This is a genomic window from Pseudomonas sp. 7SR1, from assembly GCF_900156465.1.
GTDB lineage: Bacteria > Pseudomonadota > Gammaproteobacteria > Pseudomonadales > Pseudomonadaceae > Aquipseudomonas.
Window position 1 is genome coordinate 2,290,600 of the sequence record NZ_LT707064.1, and the last position, 16,888, is coordinate 2,307,487.

20 protein-coding genes are annotated in these 16,888 nt (G+C 64.5%); 13 read left to right on the top strand and 7 right to left on the bottom strand.

From position 1 onward, the window contains the following. Nucleotides 1-6 precede the first annotated feature (6 nt). Nucleotides 7-354: a hypothetical protein gene (locus BW992_RS10395; RefSeq protein ID WP_072395555.1), complete on the top strand. Its 348-nt coding sequence runs from the start codon at nucleotides 7-9 to the stop codon at nucleotides 352-354. Nucleotides 355-415: 61 nt separating this feature from the next. Here the strand turns inward: BW992_RS10395 and trxA are convergent, their stop codons facing one another. The 3 genes from trxA to BW992_RS10410 all read right to left on the bottom strand — a co-directional run bounded on the left by trxA (nucleotide 416) and on the right by BW992_RS10410 (nucleotide 2,602). Further along, nucleotides 416-1,288: a thioredoxin gene (gene trxA / locus BW992_RS10400; RefSeq protein WP_072395557.1), complete on the bottom strand. Its 873-nt coding sequence runs from the start codon at nucleotides 1,286-1,288 to the stop codon at nucleotides 416-418. Between the two features lie 178 nt (nucleotides 1,289-1,466). Beyond that, entirely contained in the window at nucleotides 1,467-2,126 is a 660-nt protein-coding gene (locus tag BW992_RS10405) for a class I SAM-dependent methyltransferase (RefSeq protein ID WP_072431449.1), read from the bottom strand. 11 nt (nucleotides 2,127-2,137) lie between these two features. Further along, the gene (locus BW992_RS10410) at nucleotides 2,138-2,602 is read right to left on the bottom strand and encodes a YbaY family lipoprotein (protein ID WP_072395568.1); all 465 of its coding nucleotides are present in this window, start codon (nucleotides 2,600-2,602) and stop codon (nucleotides 2,138-2,140) included. Nucleotides 2,603-2,729: 127 nt separating this feature from the next. Here BW992_RS10410 and nrdR point away from each other — a divergent pair, with 127 nt between their 5' ends. The 12 genes from nrdR to BW992_RS10470 all read left to right on the top strand — a co-directional run bounded on the left by nrdR (nucleotide 2,730) and on the right by BW992_RS10470 (nucleotide 11,549). Then, the gene (nrdR, locus tag BW992_RS10415) at nucleotides 2,730-3,194 is read left to right on the top strand and encodes a transcriptional regulator NrdR (RefSeq protein WP_013694316.1); all 465 of its coding nucleotides are present in this window, start codon (nucleotides 2,730-2,732) and stop codon (nucleotides 3,192-3,194) included. After that, the gene (gene ribD, locus BW992_RS10420) at nucleotides 3,191-4,324 is read left to right on the top strand and encodes a bifunctional diaminohydroxyphosphoribosylaminopyrimidine deaminase/5-amino-6-(5-phosphoribosylamino)uracil reductase RibD (protein ID WP_076406146.1); all 1,134 of its coding nucleotides are present in this window, start codon (nucleotides 3,191-3,193) and stop codon (nucleotides 4,322-4,324) included. The genes nrdR and ribD overlap by 4 nt, the downstream gene beginning before the upstream one ends. A gap of 46 nt (nucleotides 4,325-4,370) precedes the next feature. Next, complete coding sequence (locus BW992_RS10425; protein ID WP_072395572.1) at nucleotides 4,371-5,045, top strand: riboflavin synthase; 675 nt, start codon at nucleotides 4,371-4,373, stop codon at nucleotides 5,043-5,045. Nucleotides 5,046-5,061: 16 nt separating this feature from the next. Continuing rightward, the gene (ribBA, locus tag BW992_RS10430; protein ID WP_072395574.1) at nucleotides 5,062-6,153 is read left to right on the top strand and encodes a bifunctional 3,4-dihydroxy-2-butanone-4-phosphate synthase/GTP cyclohydrolase II; all 1,092 of its coding nucleotides are present in this window, start codon (nucleotides 5,062-5,064) and stop codon (nucleotides 6,151-6,153) included. 246 nt (nucleotides 6,154-6,399) lie between these two features. Then, nucleotides 6,400-6,876 (top strand): 6,7-dimethyl-8-ribityllumazine synthase, encoded by a 477-nt coding sequence (gene ribH / locus BW992_RS10435; RefSeq protein WP_072395576.1) that lies wholly within the window; start codon nucleotides 6,400-6,402, stop codon nucleotides 6,874-6,876. Further along, the gene (gene nusB, locus BW992_RS10440) at nucleotides 6,873-7,373 is read left to right on the top strand and encodes a transcription antitermination factor NusB (RefSeq protein WP_072395578.1); all 501 of its coding nucleotides are present in this window, start codon (nucleotides 6,873-6,875) and stop codon (nucleotides 7,371-7,373) included. The genes ribH and nusB overlap by 4 nt, the downstream gene beginning before the upstream one ends. After that, entirely contained in the window at nucleotides 7,374-8,339 is a 966-nt protein-coding gene (gene thiL, locus BW992_RS10445; protein WP_076406148.1) for a thiamine-phosphate kinase, read from the top strand. It abuts the gene before it with no gap. Next, nucleotides 8,336-8,839 (top strand): phosphatidylglycerophosphatase A family protein, encoded by a 504-nt coding sequence (locus tag BW992_RS10450; RefSeq protein WP_072395583.1) that lies wholly within the window; start codon nucleotides 8,336-8,338, stop codon nucleotides 8,837-8,839. Before thiL ends, BW992_RS10450 begins: the two co-directional genes overlap by 4 nt. An 11-nt stretch (nucleotides 8,840-8,850) precedes the next feature. Continuing rightward, complete coding sequence (locus tag BW992_RS10455) at nucleotides 8,851-9,609, top strand: substrate-binding periplasmic protein (RefSeq protein ID WP_072395585.1); 759 nt, start codon at nucleotides 8,851-8,853, stop codon at nucleotides 9,607-9,609. A gap of 109 nt (nucleotides 9,610-9,718) precedes the next feature. After that, nucleotides 9,719-10,336, top strand: a complete 618-nt coding sequence (gene ribA, locus BW992_RS10460; protein ID WP_072395587.1) for a GTP cyclohydrolase II — start codon at nucleotides 9,719-9,721, stop codon at nucleotides 10,334-10,336. Continuing rightward, on the top strand, nucleotides 10,333-10,752 hold the full coding sequence (locus BW992_RS10465) for an MFS transporter (protein ID WP_072395589.1): 420 nt from the start codon (nucleotides 10,333-10,335) through the stop codon (nucleotides 10,750-10,752). The genes ribA and BW992_RS10465 overlap by 4 nt, the downstream gene beginning before the upstream one ends. Beyond that, the gene (locus tag BW992_RS10470) at nucleotides 10,752-11,549 is read left to right on the top strand and encodes a helical backbone metal receptor (protein ID WP_072395591.1); all 798 of its coding nucleotides are present in this window, start codon (nucleotides 10,752-10,754) and stop codon (nucleotides 11,547-11,549) included. Before BW992_RS10465 ends, BW992_RS10470 begins: the two co-directional genes overlap by 1 nt. 138 nt (nucleotides 11,550-11,687) lie before the next feature. On the opposite strand, the gene BW992_RS10475 is transcribed toward BW992_RS10470, so the two are convergent. From BW992_RS10475 to BW992_RS10490, 4 genes are all read right to left on the bottom strand, one after another. Continuing rightward, nucleotides 11,688-13,568, bottom strand: coding sequence for a TonB-dependent receptor domain-containing protein (locus BW992_RS10475; RefSeq protein WP_072458875.1), 1,881 nt, complete (start codon nucleotides 13,566-13,568; stop codon nucleotides 11,688-11,690). Between the two features lie 146 nt (nucleotides 13,569-13,714). Next, nucleotides 13,715-15,613, bottom strand: a complete 1,899-nt coding sequence (gene dxs, locus BW992_RS10480; RefSeq protein ID WP_072431431.1) for a 1-deoxy-D-xylulose-5-phosphate synthase — start codon at nucleotides 15,611-15,613, stop codon at nucleotides 13,715-13,717. Between the two features lie 91 nt (nucleotides 15,614-15,704). Then, the gene (ispA, locus tag BW992_RS10485) at nucleotides 15,705-16,592 is read right to left on the bottom strand and encodes a (2E,6E)-farnesyl diphosphate synthase (RefSeq protein WP_076406150.1); all 888 of its coding nucleotides are present in this window, start codon (nucleotides 16,590-16,592) and stop codon (nucleotides 15,705-15,707) included. Next, nucleotides 16,589-16,831: an exodeoxyribonuclease VII small subunit gene (locus BW992_RS10490; RefSeq protein WP_072395599.1), complete on the bottom strand. Its 243-nt coding sequence runs from the start codon at nucleotides 16,829-16,831 to the stop codon at nucleotides 16,589-16,591. The genes ispA and BW992_RS10490 overlap by 4 nt, the downstream gene beginning before the upstream one ends. Nucleotides 16,832-16,888: the final 57 nt, after the last annotated feature.

A 16,888-nucleotide genomic window follows, 5' to 3' on the forward strand; every position in this document is an offset into this window, starting at 1 on the left:
ACGGTGATGTTGCGCATACGCGGAACCGTCGGCGATTGGCCGGTGGACTTGTCGATCGAAATGGATGAGGGCGACTGGGCGCAGCTCGGCGCGCAGTTGCAAGTGGCCAAGTCCGAAGGCACGGCGGCACCGGCGACCAAACCGACGAACCAGGACGATGCCCAATGGCAGATCGCCAGGGAACTGCTGCGCAAGGCTGGGCAACTGAGCGGCCCGGACCTGCTGGAACAGCTCGAAGGCCTGACCGGCAGCGCGTCGGCGGGCAAGCGTCTGCTGGTGCGGTTGCGCCATTGCGCCGAGGTGAAAGTATCGAGCGGCGGCGATACGCCGCTCTATAGCTGGGTCGCAGAGTAGGTTTCAAGCTACAGGCTAAAACCGTCTTGACGCTTGTAGCGTGAAGCTTGCAACTGCCTCTTCAATACAACGCTGCGAACAGCTTGCGACGATAGGTCGTCACCAGCGGATGGTCGTTGCCCAGCAGTTCGAACACCTGCAGCAGCGTCTTGTGAGGCAAGCCTTCGCTGTAGGCGCGGTTGCGGGTGAACAGCTTGAGCAGCGCATCGAGGGCCGGTTCGTACTGCTGGCGGGCCAGTTGCTGGACAGCCAGTTGATACACCGCTTCATCGTCCTGCGGGTCCTTGGCCAGGCGTGCCTTGAGGTCGGCGGCATCCGGCAGGTTCCGGGCCAGGGCGAGAAACTGGATCTGCGCCTTGGCCCCGGCAAGGGCGGCCTTGTGCTCATCGCTTTTCACCGCGTCGAGCACGGTTTGCGCTTCGCCCAGTTCACCGCGTTCGGTCAGGCAACGGGCGTACAGGATCAGCGCCTTGGCGTTGGTGTTGTCTTCACCCAGCAGCGTCTTGAGCAGGGCTTCAGCGTCGGCATAGCGCCCCTCGTCGAACAGTGCCTGGGCTTGCTCGAACGGGTCGGCGGCGGCTGGCGGCGGCATCTGTACGTGGGGTTCGAGCATCGCCCGCACCGCCGATTCGGGCTGGGCCCCGGCGAAACCATCGACGGGCTGGCCATCCTTGAACAGCACCACCGTGGGCAGGCTGCGGATACCGAAGCGGGCGACGATGTCCTGTTCGATATCGCAGTTCACCTTGGCCAGCAGCAGTTCGCCCCGATAACTCTCGGCGATCCCTTGCAGCATCGGCATCAGCGCCTTGCACGGGGCGCACCACTCGGCCCAGAAATCGACCAGCACGGGCTTGTGGAAAGAGTTCGCGATCACCGACTGGTCGAAATCGGCGGTGGTGGCGTCGAAGATGTAGGGCGTGTCCTGGGTCATGGGAATCTCATAGAACGCTTGAATGGAGCAACTATACGGCTTGGTGGGGGTGGCTGAAAGCGGGGTGTCGGTAAGAGGCGTGTTGATGGGCAGGGCCCCATCGTGAGCAAGCTCGCTCCCACGGGGCTCGCATGAGCACTTGAGATCCCTTGTGGAAGCGAGCTTGCTCGCGAGGCTTCTAGAACTGGCGCTGCGCGTGGTACAGGCTCACATGCCGAAACTCTTCTGGCTCGGCCAGGTCCGGCAAGGTCATGGCCTCGAGCAGTTCGATACGTCGGTACAGCGGATGCCGGAAGTCCCGTACCCGGGAGTCGGCCACCAGGGCCTCGCGGCCGCGGCTGAGGAAGTGATCGAGCAGTGGCAGGTTGGCCCGGTCGTAGAGCACATCGGCCACCAGGACCAGGTCGAAGCGATCGGCCTCGGCGAAAAAGTCCGTCGAATACCCCAGCTCCACGCCATTGAGCGCCGCATTGGCCCGGCACGCGGCAATCGCCAGCGGATCGAGGTCGCACGCCACCACTTCCAGCGCCCCGGCCTTGACCGCCGCGATGCCCGCCACGCCGGAGCCGGCGCCGAAGTCCAGTACCCGCTTGCCTTCCACCCAGTGCGGCCGCTCAGCCAGATAGCGGGCCATCGCCAGGCCGCTGGCCCAGCAGAAGCTCCAGTACGGCGGTTCGTGAAGGATGCGCCGGGTTTCTTCCGGGCTGAAGGCCCGGTCCATGTTGTCGCCGTCGATCAGCCACAGCCCCAGGTCCGTACCGGGCAGCGGGCAGGCCGTCAGCCGCGCGTCGCCCAGCAGTTCGCCCAGGGCCTGTTGCAGGGTCTGCGGTGCCTGCATGCCTTGGCGGATCACGGCGCCTTGACGAATTGCAGCGAGCCCAGGGCCTGGGTGGTCGGTTGCGTGATCCGCTGTTCCGGCAGGTGCAGGATCAACTGGCCCGACTGGGTGGCGCGTCCGCGCAACTCCACCCGTGCGCCGACCGGGAAGGCCTGTGGGTTGAAGCGCAGGCGGAAGGGCAGGGTCTGGTTGGTACCGATCAGGCTCGAACTGGCGAGCAGTTGCTGGGGACGATCCTTGTCGTCGATCACCAGCAGTGCCAACTCCACTTCGGCCCCGGCCGGTACACCGTCGAGGGTACCGCTCAGCTCTCGTTGGTGGGCGGGCAACGGCCCCAGCTCCGCGGCTTGCCGGGCTTTCTCCTGGGCCTGTTTCGGCGCCGGAGCCGGTGCTGGCGCAGCGGGTTTCGGGGCGTCGCTGCTGCACGCCACCAGCAGGCTGAAAAGACTGAGCAGAACGAGCGATCGTAGCGGCATGTGTGGCTCCAGCAAGGTGAATTCCATGGGTCAGGCGATAAGCCCGTCTGTATACCGTAAACCCTATGGCTTGTCTTGCCAGTGGGATGCGCTACCATGGCCCTCCCTTTTTTTGTTGCCTGCCACCATGCACTGTCCCTTCTGCGGTGCCAACGACACCAAGGTCATCGACTCGCGACTGGTCGCCGAGGGCGAACAGGTGCGCCGCCGGCGCGAATGCCTGGCCTGCGGCGAACGCTTCACCACGTTCGAGACCGCTGAACTGGTGTTGCCGCGCCTGATCAAGACCGACGGCAGTCGCCAGCCGTTCGACGAAGAAAAACTGCGCGCCGGTATGCAGCGCGCCCTGGAAAAACGCCCGGTGAGCGTCGAGCGCCTGGAAGCGGCGCTGGTGCACATCAAGCACAAGCTGCGGGCCACCGGCGAGCGGGAAGTCAAATCCCTGGTGGTCGGTGAGCTGGTGATGGCCGAGCTGCAGAAGCTCGACGAAGTCGCCTATATTCGCTTCGCCTCGGTGTATCGGCGCTTCCAGGACCTGAACGAGTTCCGCGAGGAAATCGACCGCCTGGCCCGCGAACCGGTGAAAGAATGACCGTTACGGCGCAACAGGCCATCCTCGATGCCCGGTACATGGCCCGTGCCCTGGAGCTGGCGCGGCGTGGTCACTACACCACCCATCCAAATCCGCGGGTCGGTTGCGTGATCGTGCGTGACGGACAGATTGTCGGGGAAGGCTGGCATGTCCGCGCCGGGGAGCCCCACGCCGAAGTCCATGCCCTGCGCGCCGCCGGTGAACTGGCCCGGGGCGCCACGGCCTACGTGACCCTGGAACCTTGCAGCCACCATGGGCGTACGCCGCCCTGTGCCGATGCGCTGGTCAATGCCGGTGTCGCCAGGGTCGTGGCGGCGATGCAGGACCCGAACCCGGAAGTCGCCGGTCGCGGCCTGCAGCGGCTGGCCCAGGCCGGCATCGCCACCCAAAGCGGCGTGCTGGAGGGCGAGGCGCGCAAGCTCAACGAAGGTTTCCTCAAGCGCATGGAACACGGCCTGCCCTTCGTGCGGGTCAAGCTCGCCATGAGCCTCGATGGCCGCACCGCCATGCAAAGCGGCGAAAGCCAATGGATCACCGGTCCCGCCGCGCGTTCGGCGGTACAGCGCCTGCGCGCCCAGGCCAGCGTGGTCTTGACCGGCGCCGACACGGTGCTGGCGGACAATGCCCGGCTGACCGTGCGCGCCGACGAACTGGGGCTGGATGCGCAGCAGACGGCGCTGGTCATGAGCCGTCCGCCGCTGCGGGTGCTGGTGGACGGGCGCCTGCGGGTGCCGCTGGACGCGCCTTTCTTCAAGGCCGGTCCGGCGCTGGTCGCCACCTGCATGGCGGTTGAAGAACAGTATGCCAATGGCCCTGAGTGCATGATCGTGGCGGGGGATGACGGCCAGGTCGATCTGCATCGCCTGCTCAAGGCACTGGCGGCCCGTGGCGTCAATGAAGTGCTGGTGGAGGCCGGTCCGCGCCTGGCGGGGGCATTTGCCCGGCAAGGGTTGGTCGACGAATTCCAGATTTTCATCGCCGGCAAGTTCCTGGGCTCTTCGGCGCGACCGTTGCTGGACTGGCCGCTGGCGCAGATGAAGGACGCTGCGGAACTGAAAATCACCGAAATCCGTGCCGTGGGCGATGACTGGCGAGTCATCGCCATTCCCGTTCCGCTGGCCAGCGTATAATTGCCGGCCTTCGCTCAAGCGGCGGCCTGTTCTCGAGGAGGACTCCATGTTTACCGGCATCATCGAATCCATCGGCAGCATCCGCGCACTCACCCCCAAGGGCGGTGATGTGCGGGTCTACGTCGAAACCGGCAAGCTCGACCTGAGCGACGTCAAGCTGGGCGACAGCATCGCCGTGAACGGCGTGTGCCTGACGGCCGTCGAACTGCCGGGCAACGGTTTCATGGCCGATGTCAGTCGCGAGACGCTCGACTGCACCGCCATGAACGACCTCAAGAGCGGCAGCCCGGTCAACCTGGAAAAGGCCCTGACTCCCACCACGCGACTGGGCGGGCATCTGGTCAGCGGTCATGTGGATGGCGTCGGCGAAGTGGTTTCCCGCACCGATAACGCCCGGGCGGTGGAGTTTCGCATCCGCGCCCCGAAAGAACTGGCCAAGTACATTGCCCATAAAGGCTCGATCACCGTCGACGGCACCAGCCTGACGGTCAACGCGGTGGATGGCGCCGAGTTCCTGCTGACGATCATTCCCCATACCTTGAGCGAAACCATCATGGCCTCGTATCGGCCGGGGCGCCGGGTCAACCTGGAAGTCGACCTGCTGGCCCGTTACCTGGAGCGCCTGCTGCTGGGGGACAAGGCCGCGGAGTCGGGCTCCTCGCAAAAGCCTGGCAACATCACTGAAAGTTTTCTGGCCGCCAACGGCTACCTCAAATCCTGACCCAAGGGGGTGCCGCGTGGCGCTCAATAGCATCGAAGAACTGGTTGAAGACATCCGCCAAGGCAAGATGGTCATCCTCATGGATGACGAAGACCGCGAGAACGAAGGCGACCTGATCATGGCCGCCGAGTGCTGCAAGGCCGAGCACATCAACTTCATGGCCAAGCATGCCCGTGGGCTTATCTGCATGCCGATGACCCGCGAGCGCTGCGAACTGCTGAAGCTGCCACTGATGGCGCCGCGCAATGGCTCCGGCTTCGGCACCAAGTTCACCGTCTCCATCGAGGCCGCCGAAGGCGTGACCACCGGCATTTCCGCCGCGGACCGTGCGCGCACCGTGCAGGCCGCCGCCGCAAAGGACGCCAAGGCCGAAGACATCGTCAGCCCCGGTCACATCTTCCCGCTGATGGCCCAGGCCGGCGGCACCCTGGCCCGCGCCGGCCACACCGAAGCGGCTTGCGACCTGGCGCGCATGGCCGGTTTCGAGCCTGCCGGGGTGATCTGCGAAGTGATGAACGACGACGGCACCATGTCCCGTCGCGCGGAACTGGAAGCCTTCGCCGCCGAACACAACATCAAGATCGGCACCATCGCCGACCTGATCCACTACCGGATGATCCACGAACGTACCGTTCAGCGGATCGCCGAGCAGCCACTGGACAGCGAGCTGGGCCATTTCAACCTGGTGACCTACCGCGACTCGGTGGAGGGTGATGTGCACATGGCGCTGACCCTGGGCACCGTGTGCGCCGAAGAGCCAACCCTGGTCCGGGTGCACAACATGGACCCGCTGCGCGACCTGCTGATGGTCAAGCAGCCTGGCCGCTGGAGCCTGCGCGCCGCCATGGCCGCGGTGGCCGAGGCCGGCAGCGGCGTGGTGCTGCTGCTCGGACATCCCCTCGACGGTGACGTGCTGCTGGCCCACATCCGTGAAACCGCCGATCAGACCGCCGTGAAAAAACCGACCACCTACAGCATCGTCGGTGCCGGTTCGCAGATCCTTCGCGACCTGGGCGTGCGTAAAATGCGCCTGATGAGTGCGCCGATGAAGTTCAATGCGATATCCGGTTTCGATCTGGAAGTTGTAGAATACGTGCCCTCCGAATAAAGGCCCGGAGATTTCAGCATTGTTGTTCAGGCTTGTCGGATTATTGTGGCGAGGGGATTCATCCCCGCTGGACTGCGCAGCAGTCCCAGGAAAAGGGGCCGCTTTGCAGCCCAGCGGGGAAGCCCCTCGCCACAAACGTGACGCAAGCGAGCGGCAATGGCGGGATCTGCGGTGCTGTAATTCGAAGCTAATATCACTGAAAGAGCGCGTATAGAACGCGCTCTGGCTCTTTAAGAGATCTGACGAATGACCCTGAAGACCATCGAAGGTACCTTCATCGCCCCCAAAGGCCGCTACGCTCTGGTAGTGGGCCGTTTCAACAGCTTCGTGGTCGAGAGCCTGGTTGACGGTGCGGTCGATGCCCTGGTTCGCCACGGCGTGAGCGAAAGCGACATCACCATCATCCGTGCCCCTGGCGCCTTCGAAATTCCGCTGGTTGCGCAGAAAGTCGCTCAAAAGGGCGAATTTGCGGCAATCATCGCCCTCGGCGCGGTCATTCGCGGCGGTACTCCGCACTTCGAATACGTGGCCGGCGAGTGCACCAAGGGCCTGGCCCAGGTCTCCATGGAGTTCGGCGTGCCGGTCGCCTTCGGCGTGCTGACCGTTGACTCCATCGAGCAAGCCATCGAGCGTTCCGGCACCAAGGCCGGTAACAAAGGTGCCGAAGCTGCCCTGTCCGCCCTGGAAATGGTCAGCCTGCTGGCGCAGTTGGAGGCCAAGTGATTAGCGACGAAAGCGATCGTTTCAACCCGCGCGATCCCAAGCCGGCCGATGCCGGCAAGCCGTCGAAAAGCGCCAAGCGTCGCGAAGCCCGTCAGCTCGCGACCCAGGCCCTGTATCAATGGCACATGGCCCGGCAATCGTTGAACGAGATCGAAGCTCAGTTTCGGGTCGATAACGATTTCAGCGATGTCGACGGTGCGTATTTCCGCGAGATCCTGCACGGCGTCCCGGCTCACAAGACCGAGATCGACAAGGCCCTGGCCCCTTGCCTGGACCTGACCATCGAAGAGCTGGATCCGGTTGAGCTGGCGGTATTGCGGCTGTCCACCTGGGAACTGATGCACCGCGTCGATGTACCCTATCGTGTGGTGATCAACGAGGGGATCGAGCTGGCGAAGGTCTTCGGTTCCACCGATGGCCACAAATTTGTCAACGGCGTACTCGACAAGCTCGCACCGCGTCTGCGCGAAGCCGAAGTGAAGGCGTTCAAGCGCTGAATGGGTGAGTTTGAGCTGATCCGCAGCTACTTCGCCGCCGCGCCTTGTGCGCAGGGCGGCGAGGGCGTTGCGCTGGGGATCGGCGACGATTGTGCCTTGCTGGCGGTCCCTGCCGGGGAACAGTTGGCCGTTTCCACCGACACCCTCGTGGCCGGTGTGCATTTTCCCGACCCTTGCGATCCCTATCTGCTGGGCCAGCGCTCGCTGGCCGTGGCGGTCAGTGACCTGGCTGCCATGGGGGCGACCCCGCTGGCCTTTACCCTTGCCTTGACCTTGCCGACGGTGACCGCCGATTGGTTGCAGGCCTATGCCCGCGGCTTGAACCAGATGGCCCAGGCCTGCGGTGTCGGGTTGGTGGGCGGGGATACCACCCGAGGGCCGCTGAGCCTGACCATGACCGTGTTCGGCCGCGTGCCGACCGGCCAGGCCCTGACTCGAAGCGGCGCGCGCCCCGGCGACTGGCTGTGTGTCGGTGGTGAACTGGGTAACGCTGCCGGTGCGCTGCCCCTGGTGCTCGGCCAGCGAGCAGCCGAACCGGCGGTCGCCGAGCCATTGCTGGCGCAGTACTGGTCGCCACGGCCCCAGGTCGACCTGGGCCTGGCGTTGCGAGGCCTGGCGAGTGCGGCGATGGACATTTCCGATGGACTGCTGGCCGACTGCGGGCATATCGCATTGGCGTCCGGCGTCGCATTAAAGGTTGAACGGGACCGCCTGCCGTTGTCCAAGGCTTTGCTGGCATTGCTTGGGCGTGCCCAGGCCGAACAGGCCGCGCTGAGTGGTGGGGACGACTATGTGCTGCTCTTCACCCTACCGCCTGTCCGATTGTCGCAATTGCAGGCGCAAGGTTGGCCCGTCCACGTGGTCGGCCGTGTCGAAGCAGGGCAGGGCGTCAGCCTGGTCGACCCGGACGGACGCGACATCACCCCGAAAATCCGGGGTTATCAACATTTTCGGGAGACACCGTGACAGATCATCCCAACCAGGTCCCGGCTGAATTCGTACCCCCGTCGGTCTGGCGCAATCCCTGGCATTTCGTGGCGTTTGGCTTCGGTTCCGGCACGTTGCCCAAGGCCCCGGGCACCTGGGGCTCGCTGGTTGCGCTACCCTTCATACCGTTGTGGCAGATGTTGCCGGACTGGGGCTACTGGCTGGCGCTGGGCATCACCATGCTGTTCGGCTTCTGGTTGTGTGGCAAGGTCGCGGACGACCTGCGGGTGCACGATCATGAAGGTATCGTCTGGGACGAAATGGTCGGCATGTGGATCACCCTGTGGCTGGTGCCGGAGGGCTGGTACTGGTTGTTGACGGGGTTTTTGGTGTTCCGCTTCTTCGATATCCTCAAGCCATGGCCGATTCGCTGGGTCGACCGTCACGTACACGGCGGTGTCGGTATCATGCTTGACGATGTGTTGGCGGGTGTTTTCGCCTGGTTGGCAATGCAGGGGTTGGTGTGGTGTTTCACCTGAGGGATTCAGGCATGGGCGTAAGCCGCGCACTGTTGCTGTTGCTGTGTCTAGGAGCTGGCCTTGGCATCCGGGTGGCCGACTCGGCGCCGCTGCCCGACAAGGTCCGTGCCGCCAGCGAGGAATGGTCCGACTACACCCAGGCTGATGGCAAGGGCATGGCTTGGGACATCCTGCGGGAAGTGTTCGAGCCCGAAGGCGTCCGGTTGGAGATCCGCAGCGTGCCCTACACCCGTTCGATCGGGTTGGTGCAGCGCGGCGAGGCCGACGTGCAGGTCGGCGCGTACCTCGATGAGTCCGAGGGCGTGCTGTACCCGAAGTGGCATTACGATGTCGATCACATCTATGCCCTGGGGTTGGCCTCCAAGCCAACGCCGACCCTGGCGACCATAGGCAATTATCGCCTGGTGTGGATGCGCGGGTACGAATACAACAACTACCTGCCCAATATCCGGCGCTTCAATGAAATCCACCGCTCCGTGGGCATCCTGCCGATGTTGCTGCATGATCGGGCCGACTTCTACATCGACGCCTTGATGGAAATCGAGGATGTACTGTCCAAGGCCGATAATCCCCAGCAGTACAAGCTCTCGCCGCTGATCAACCTGCCGTTGTACCTGGGCTTCGCCAACACCGAAAACGGAAAGGCGTTGAGCGCGCTGTTCGACCGCCGCATGGAGATCCTGGTCAGGAGCGGCCAGTTGAAACCGATTTTCGAGCGTTGGAAACAACCTTATCCTTTCGACGCACACGGCAAGCCGCCGAAACCGTGATCAACCTTTTCGATGGTAATGGCCGATAATTCAGCCTAAGCGTCCATCGGAAGCTGCTGTTACAATGCCCCCCTCTGCGAATCTCCAGTACTAGATCAGGAGCACACCGGTGCCTGTCGTTTTTGTTGCCGCTTCCAAGCTGCCAACGCCCTTTGCGCAATTCACCATGCATGGTTTCCTCGATGAAGCCACCGGTCGCGAACACGTCGTGCTGAGCCTGGGTGATGTTGCCGATGGTGCGCCGGTGCTTGGTCGCCTTCACTCCGAATGCCTGACGGGCGATGCCCTGTTCAGCCAGCGCTGCGACTGCGGTTCGCAACTCGAAGCCGCGCTGCAGGCCATCGCCCGGGAAGGCCGCGGCGTGCTGTTGTACCTGCGCCAGGAAGGGCGCGGCATTGGCCTGTTGAACAAGATCCGCGCCTATGAATTGCAGGATGGTGGCGCCGATACCGTGGAAGCCAACGAGCGCCTCGGGTTCGCCGCCGACCTGCGCGACTACAGCATCTGCCAGCCCATGCTCGAACACCTGGGCATCAAGTCCCTGCGGTTGATGACCAACAACCCGCGCAAGGTCAAGGCGCTGACCGACATGGGCATCGTGGTGGCCGAGCGTGTGCCGCTGCACACCGGCCACAATCCTCACAACAAGCTCTACCTGGCGACCAAGGCCAGCAAGCTCGACCATATGATGGGCAACGAGCACCAGGGCGAGGTCGACCGCGCGTGACGCGGGGTCAGGTCCGCAGGCGGCTGGCCGTCAGTTGGTGGAAATACCTGGCGCTGGCCTTGCTGCCGCTGTTCGTGATCAACGCGGTGTTTGGTCAGGGCGAGGCGATCCTGCCGGTGCTGGCGATGCCGCTGTTCATCGCCGGCGTGGCCTCGATGTTCGTCAGCCTGCGATTCTTCGGCGCGTACAAGCTTGCCCTGATTGCCACGCAGAAGTCTCTCGACACCCCTGAAGAGCCCCAGGCCTGGATCGAGCTGGCGGCCCGCCGCCGTGCCGCTTTCCTGGCCGCCGGCTTGCCGGCCTGGATCGGTGCGCTGGCGGTGTTCGTCGGCCTGGAGGCCGTGCCGTTGATGCTGCTGGCCTTGTCTACTGCGGTGCTGTTCTACCTGTATCGCCTACCGCGCCAACTCGGCTGATGGGCCGCTGGCTGGCGGTCTTGCTGCTGGTCGCCAGCGCCTCGACTGCCGCGGCCCCGCGGGTGGTCAGCCTGGCGCCGTCAATGTCGGAAATCGTCGTTGAGCTGGACTCCGCCGACCTGCTGGTGGGGGTGCTGGATGGCGGTGAGCGTCCGCCCGTGCTGAAGGATCTGCCTTCCGTAGGACGTTACGGGCAGCTGGATATGGAGCGGTTGCTCAGCCTGCGGCCCGATCTGCTCCTGCTCTGGCCCGGCAGCGTCGGCAAGGCGCAACGCGAGCAGCTCAAACGCCTGGCTATCCCGGTCTATGTGGCCGAGCCCCACAACCTCGACCAACTCATCGGTCAGATCGAAGACATTGCCGCGCGGCTCGGCCGTCCCGAACGAGGGCAGCAGCGAGCGGCGCTGTTGCGCGAGCGTCTCGAGGCGTTGCGCCGCCGCTATCGGCGCGCTGAGCCATTGCCGGTGTTCTACCAGGTCTGGGATCGGCCGCTGTACACCGTCGGCGGTGGGCAGGTCATCAGCGATGCCCTGGCGGTTTGCGGGGCGCGTAACGTCTTTGCCGACCTGACCCTGCCGGCGCCGCAGGTCAGCGTGGAATCGGTTTTGCAGCGCGATCCCCAGGTCATCCTGGCCACCGAACAGGCCCAGCTCGACGCGTGGAAAGCCTGGCCGCAGCTGGCGGCGGTGAAGCAGGGGCGCTTGTTGCGGGTCAGTGACAAGGGCCTGGAGCGGCCCAGTGGGCAGATGATCGAGGCGACGGCGGGGTTGTGCGGGTTGATCGCGCCAGACCGTTAGAGCGCGGTGCGCCCTTGGCGAGCATGCCCGCTCTTGCATGGGCGTTTTGCAATGCATGGCATGTTGGATTTTGTGCCAGCCCCAGGTCCGTGGGAGCTTGCTCGCGAAAGGGGCGCTGCCGGCACTGAAGATCGTGGATCAGAGTGACGGTGTCCAAGTCACCCCGAACAACCAGGCCCGACCTTCCTCCCGATACCCATACTGCCCACCTTCATGGCTGTACAACGCCCGGCTGTAAGCCTTGTCCAGCAGGTTATCCACCTTCATCTCCAACTTCACTTCCCGGGTCAGTGCCCAGCTGCCGCGCAGCCCGAGCAGGGTATAGCCGCCGAGGGTGTTGCGGTTGCCTTCGTCGTCATAGCTGCTGCTGACCGCTTGCCAGGTGGCACCCAGGCCCAGTCGGTCGAATTGCCGGTCCAGGTCCAGGCTCAAGGTCCGGCGGGCGCGACGGGCCAGGGTGTGGCCGCTGTCCCGGTCCCGTGGGTCGATCACCGCCAGGCCCAGGTTGCTTTGCCAGCCGTGAAAGTCCTGCAGGAGTGCCATTTCAAACCCGTCGATGCGCGCCGAGGCGACGTTCTGGGGACGTGAGTCGCTGCCAAAAATGATCGCGTCTTGCAGGTCGGTACGGTACAGCGAGGCCTCCAGGCGGGTGTTATCGGCCAATTGGCTGCGCCACTGCAGCTCGTAGCTTCTGGCGGTCTCGGGCTTGAGGTCCGGGTTGCTGAATTTCGGGTAGTACAGGTCATTGAAGGTCGGCGCGCGAAAGCTTTCGCTGTAGGTCAGCAGCAGGTCGTTGCGCGGGTCAACCGGCAGGGTGGCGGTAGCGCTCCAACTGTTCTGGCCGCCGAATTGCTGGTTCTGGTCGCGGCGCAGGCCCAGTTCGGTGGAAAAGGTTTCAGCCTGGAAACGATGCTGGATAAACGCCGCGCGGTTCCAGCGGCTGTCTTCGTCGAACGGTGTGCTGCTGTTGACCCGGTCCTGGTACCAGTCGCCTCCCAGGATCAGGCTGTTGCGAGCATCCAGCGCCAGGTCGTTCTGCCAGGTCAGCGAGTCACGGTAGGTATTGAATACTTCCCGGACATCGCTGAGCTTGTCGAAGGTTTTCTCGCGGTTCTCGCTGTGACCCAGCTCCAGGCGGGATTTCCAGGCGTCGTTGATCCGGCCATCCACGTAACTGCTGAAACTGCTCACGGCAAAATCGCTGTAGGGCTGCTGGGGCAGTGATTCGAATGCAGTCGGGTCGAAGCGGCCGAACGGGTTGTCGAACTCGTTCTTGCCGCGGTTATCCAGCAGGTTCAGGCCGACTTCCACGTTATCGTCGATGACATGGCTCAAGCTCAGGCTCAAGGACTGGTTGCGATTGGCGTCACGGTCCCGGTCGCTGCCATAGGACTCATGGGTGCGATTGGCCCCGGCGGTTTCAGTCAGGCTGGCGCCGAGGTTGACGCGGGTCCGCTCGTCCCCACCGGACAGGCCCAGGCTGCGCTCCCAGGTCCGGTGGCTACCGGCCCCCAGGTGCAGGCGCGGTTGCAGGCCGGGTTCATTGCCGCGTCGGGTGAAGATCTGGATCACCCCGCCCACCGCGTCGGCGCCGTAGATCACCGAGCGCGAGCCGCGCAGCACTTCTACCCGTTCGATCTGGTTGATGTCCAGGCGCTGCAGGTTGCTGTCGCCGGAGGTGGCATTGCCGATGCGCTGGCCATCCACCAGCACCAGGCTCTGGGCCGACTTGGTGCCGCGAATGTAGATGCCCGGCAGGCTGCCGCGCCCACCCTGGGGCGCCACCTGCACGCCGGGCACACGGCTGAGCAGGTCGGTGACACTGGCCGGTTGCAGGCGGTCGATATCGTCGCGGGTGAAGACTGTGTTGGCAGCGCTGCTGTCATTGCGCGCCTCGACCTGGCGGTTGGCGCTGATGACCACGTCCGGCAGTTTCAGGGCCTGCTCGCGTTCGAAGGTGTCGGCCAGCAGTTCGGGGGTTGGCAGTAGGGTCAGGGTGAGGGCGAGGCGGAGTTTCATGGGTGTTCCGGATATTTCTGGTCTGCACAAACCCTTGTGGGAGCGAGCTTGCTCGCGATGACGGAAGATCAGTCAAGCCATCCATTGGTTGACACACCGCTATCGCGAGCAAGCTCGCTCCCACAGGGAGTTTGTGTTGGCTGAACTTACAGGCCCAGCAGCTTTAGCCGCTGGCGCACCGACGCCTCGATCCCGGCCTCGTCCAGCCCGCACTCAGCCAGCATCTGCGCAGGCTTGGCATGTTCGACGTAGATGTCCGGCAGGCCCAGGTGCAGCACGGGCTTGAGGATATTCTCCCGGGCCAGGAATTCGCTGACCGCCGCGCCGGCGCCGCCCATGATGGCGTTTTCCTCGATGGTCACCAGCAATTCGTGATGGCTGGCCATCTCGCGCACCAGGGCTTCGTCCAGGGGTTTGACGAAACGCATGTCCACCACCGTGGCATCCAGGGTCTGTGCCACTTTCATGGCTTCGGCCAGTTGCACGCCGAACACCAGCAGGGCGGTCTGCCTGCCCTGGCGACGAATCACGCCCTTGCCGATCTCGATGGGCTCCAGGTCGGTTTCGATGGTCGCGTTCGGGCCGCTGCCACGAGGGTAGCGTACCGCTGCGGGGCCATCGAACAGGTGGCCGGTGGTGAGCATCTTGCGCAGCTCGTTTTCATCGCTCGGCGTCATGACCAGCATGCCGGGGATGCAGCGCAGGTACGAAAGATCGAAGCTGCCGGCGTGGGTGGGTCCGTCTTCGCCCACCAGGCCCGCGCGATCGATGGCGAACAGCACGTCCAGGTTCTGCACCGCGACGTCGTGCACCAGTTGGTCATAGCCGCGTTGCAGGAACGTCGAATAGATCGCGACCACCGGCTTGGCCCCTTCGCAGGCCATGCCGGCGGCGAGGGTCACGGCGTGCTGCTCGGCGATCGCCACGTCGAAATAACGCTGTGGATAACGTTCGCTGAACGCCACCAGGTCCGAACCTTCCTTCATCGCCGGGGTGATACCCAGCAGGCGCGGATCGGCTGCCGCCATGTCGCACAGCCACTGGCCGAACACGGCGGAATACTTCGGACCGCCGGCCTTCTTCGGCGCGGCAGCCGGTGCATCCAGCGGTTCGAGCTTGGTGATGGCGTGGTAGCCGATGGGGTCGACTTCCGCCGGGGCGAAGCCTTTGCCTTTCTTGGTCACCACGTGCAGGAACTGCGGCCCCTTGAGGTCGCGCATGTTGCGCAGGGTGGCGATCAGCGTGGGCAGGTCATGGCCGTCGATGGGGCCGATGTAGTTCCAGCCCAGCTCTTCGAACAGCGTGCCGGGCACCAGCATGCCCTTGGCGTATTCCTCGGTGCGGCGGGCGATTTCCCAGGCGCCGGGCAGGCGCGACAGGACCTTCTTGCTGCCTTCGCGCATGCTGGCGTAGGTGCGGCTGGAGAGGATTTTCGCCAGGTAGTTGGACAGCCCGCCAACGTTGCGCGAGATCGACATGTCATTGTCGTTGAGGATCACCAGCATGTTGGCGTCGACTTCCGGCGCATGGTTCAGCGCCTCGAAAGCCATGCCCGCCGTCAGCGCGCCGTCGCCGATCACGGCAATGGCCTTGCGCTCGCTGTTCTGCAGGCGGGCGGCAATCGCCATGCCCAGGGCAGCGCTGATGGAGGTGCTGGAATGACCGACCCCGAAGGTGTCGTACTCGCTTTCGGAGCGCCGTGGGAACGCGGCGATGCCGCCTTTCTGGCGAAGCGTGCTCATGCGCTCGCGGCGACCGGTGAGGATCTTGTGCGGGTAAGCCTGATGGCCGACGTCCCACACCAGCCGGTCGTCTGGCGTGTCGAAGACGTAGTGCAGCGCGATGGTCAGCTCGATGACGCCCAGGCCGGCACCGAAGTGCCCGCCGGTCTGGCCGACCGTATAAAGCAGCTCCAGACGCAGCTCATCGGCCAGGGTTTCCAGCTCGGCTTCACCTAACCGACGCAGGCCGTCCGGCGTGGCAGCGCGGTCCAGCAGGGGCGTGGTCGGGCGTTTGCGGGGAATCTCTTGGAACGTCGTGGGCATCAGGCGAATCGTTATAGGTATAAAAGAGGCGGCAGTTTACCTCATGCATCGCCAACTGCCCACGCGTTGGCCGGAACTTGGCTACCTGTGATCAGCTGCGACGCTCGACGATATATCGCGCCAGATCGCGCAGCGGCTCGGCCGCCGCGGCAAACGGTCGCAACGCGGCCAGGGCCTGGTCGCGCAGTTCCAGGGCGTAGGCCTTGGCCACATCCAGGCCGAGCAGGGCCGGATAGGTGGGTTTGTCCCGGGCGATATCGGCGCCCTGGCGTTTGCCCAGGGTCTGGGTATCGCTTTCCACATCGAGGATGTCGTCCTGCACCTGGAATGCCAGGCCGATTGCCCGGGCATAGACCTGCAAGGCCTGCAACTGCTGCGGGGTGGCCCGGCCGCTGGCGAGGGCGCCGAGCCGGACGCTGGCTTCGATCAGTGCGCCGGTCTTGTACCGGTGCATCTGTTCCAGGGCATTCTGGTCGAGTTTGAGTCCCACCGAGCCGAGGTCGATGGCCTGGCCTCCCACCATCCCGGCGGGCCCTGCCGCGTGCGCCAGGGTACTGACCATGTCCAGGCGGGTCTGCGCCGGGCAATCGCTCAGGGCCGGGTCCAGCAGGGCGCTGAACGCCAGGCTCTGCAAGCCATCGCCGGCCAGGATCGCGCAGGCTTCGTCGTACTGCTTGTGAGTGGTCGGCTGGCCGCGACGCAGGTCGTCGTCGTCCATGGCCGGCAGGTCGTCATGGACCAGGGAATACGCGTGGATCAGTTCCACCGCGCACGCCGCGCCGTTGGCCTGCTCGGCCTGGCCGCCCAGTGCCTCGCAGGCGGCATAGGCCAGCAACGGACGCACGCGCTTGCCACCGTTCATCACGCTGTAGCGCATGGCTTCATACAGGCGGGCCAGCTCGGGGCTCGGGGCGTTGAACAACGTCTCCAGCGCAGCATTGACCCGGGCCTGACTGCTGGCCTGATACGCGCCGATCATTCAGGCTGTTCCGCGTCGAAGGGCTCTTCGGCCAATTCCCCGTCGCGTTCGAGCAGCAACTGCACTTTCTGCTCGGCCTGGGCCAGCGCCGCCTGGCAGTCGCGAGTCAGGCCGATACCTTGCTCGAAGGCGGTCAGCGAGTCTTCCAGCGACAATTCGCCGTTCTCCAGCCGTTCGACCAGTGTTTGCAGGTCGGCCAGGGATTGTTCGAAGTCCAATGCAGCTTTTTTGCGGGCCATGGCGGCTGATTCCGGTTGACTGTTAAACCGGCGCGACACTAGCAGACATGGGGGTTC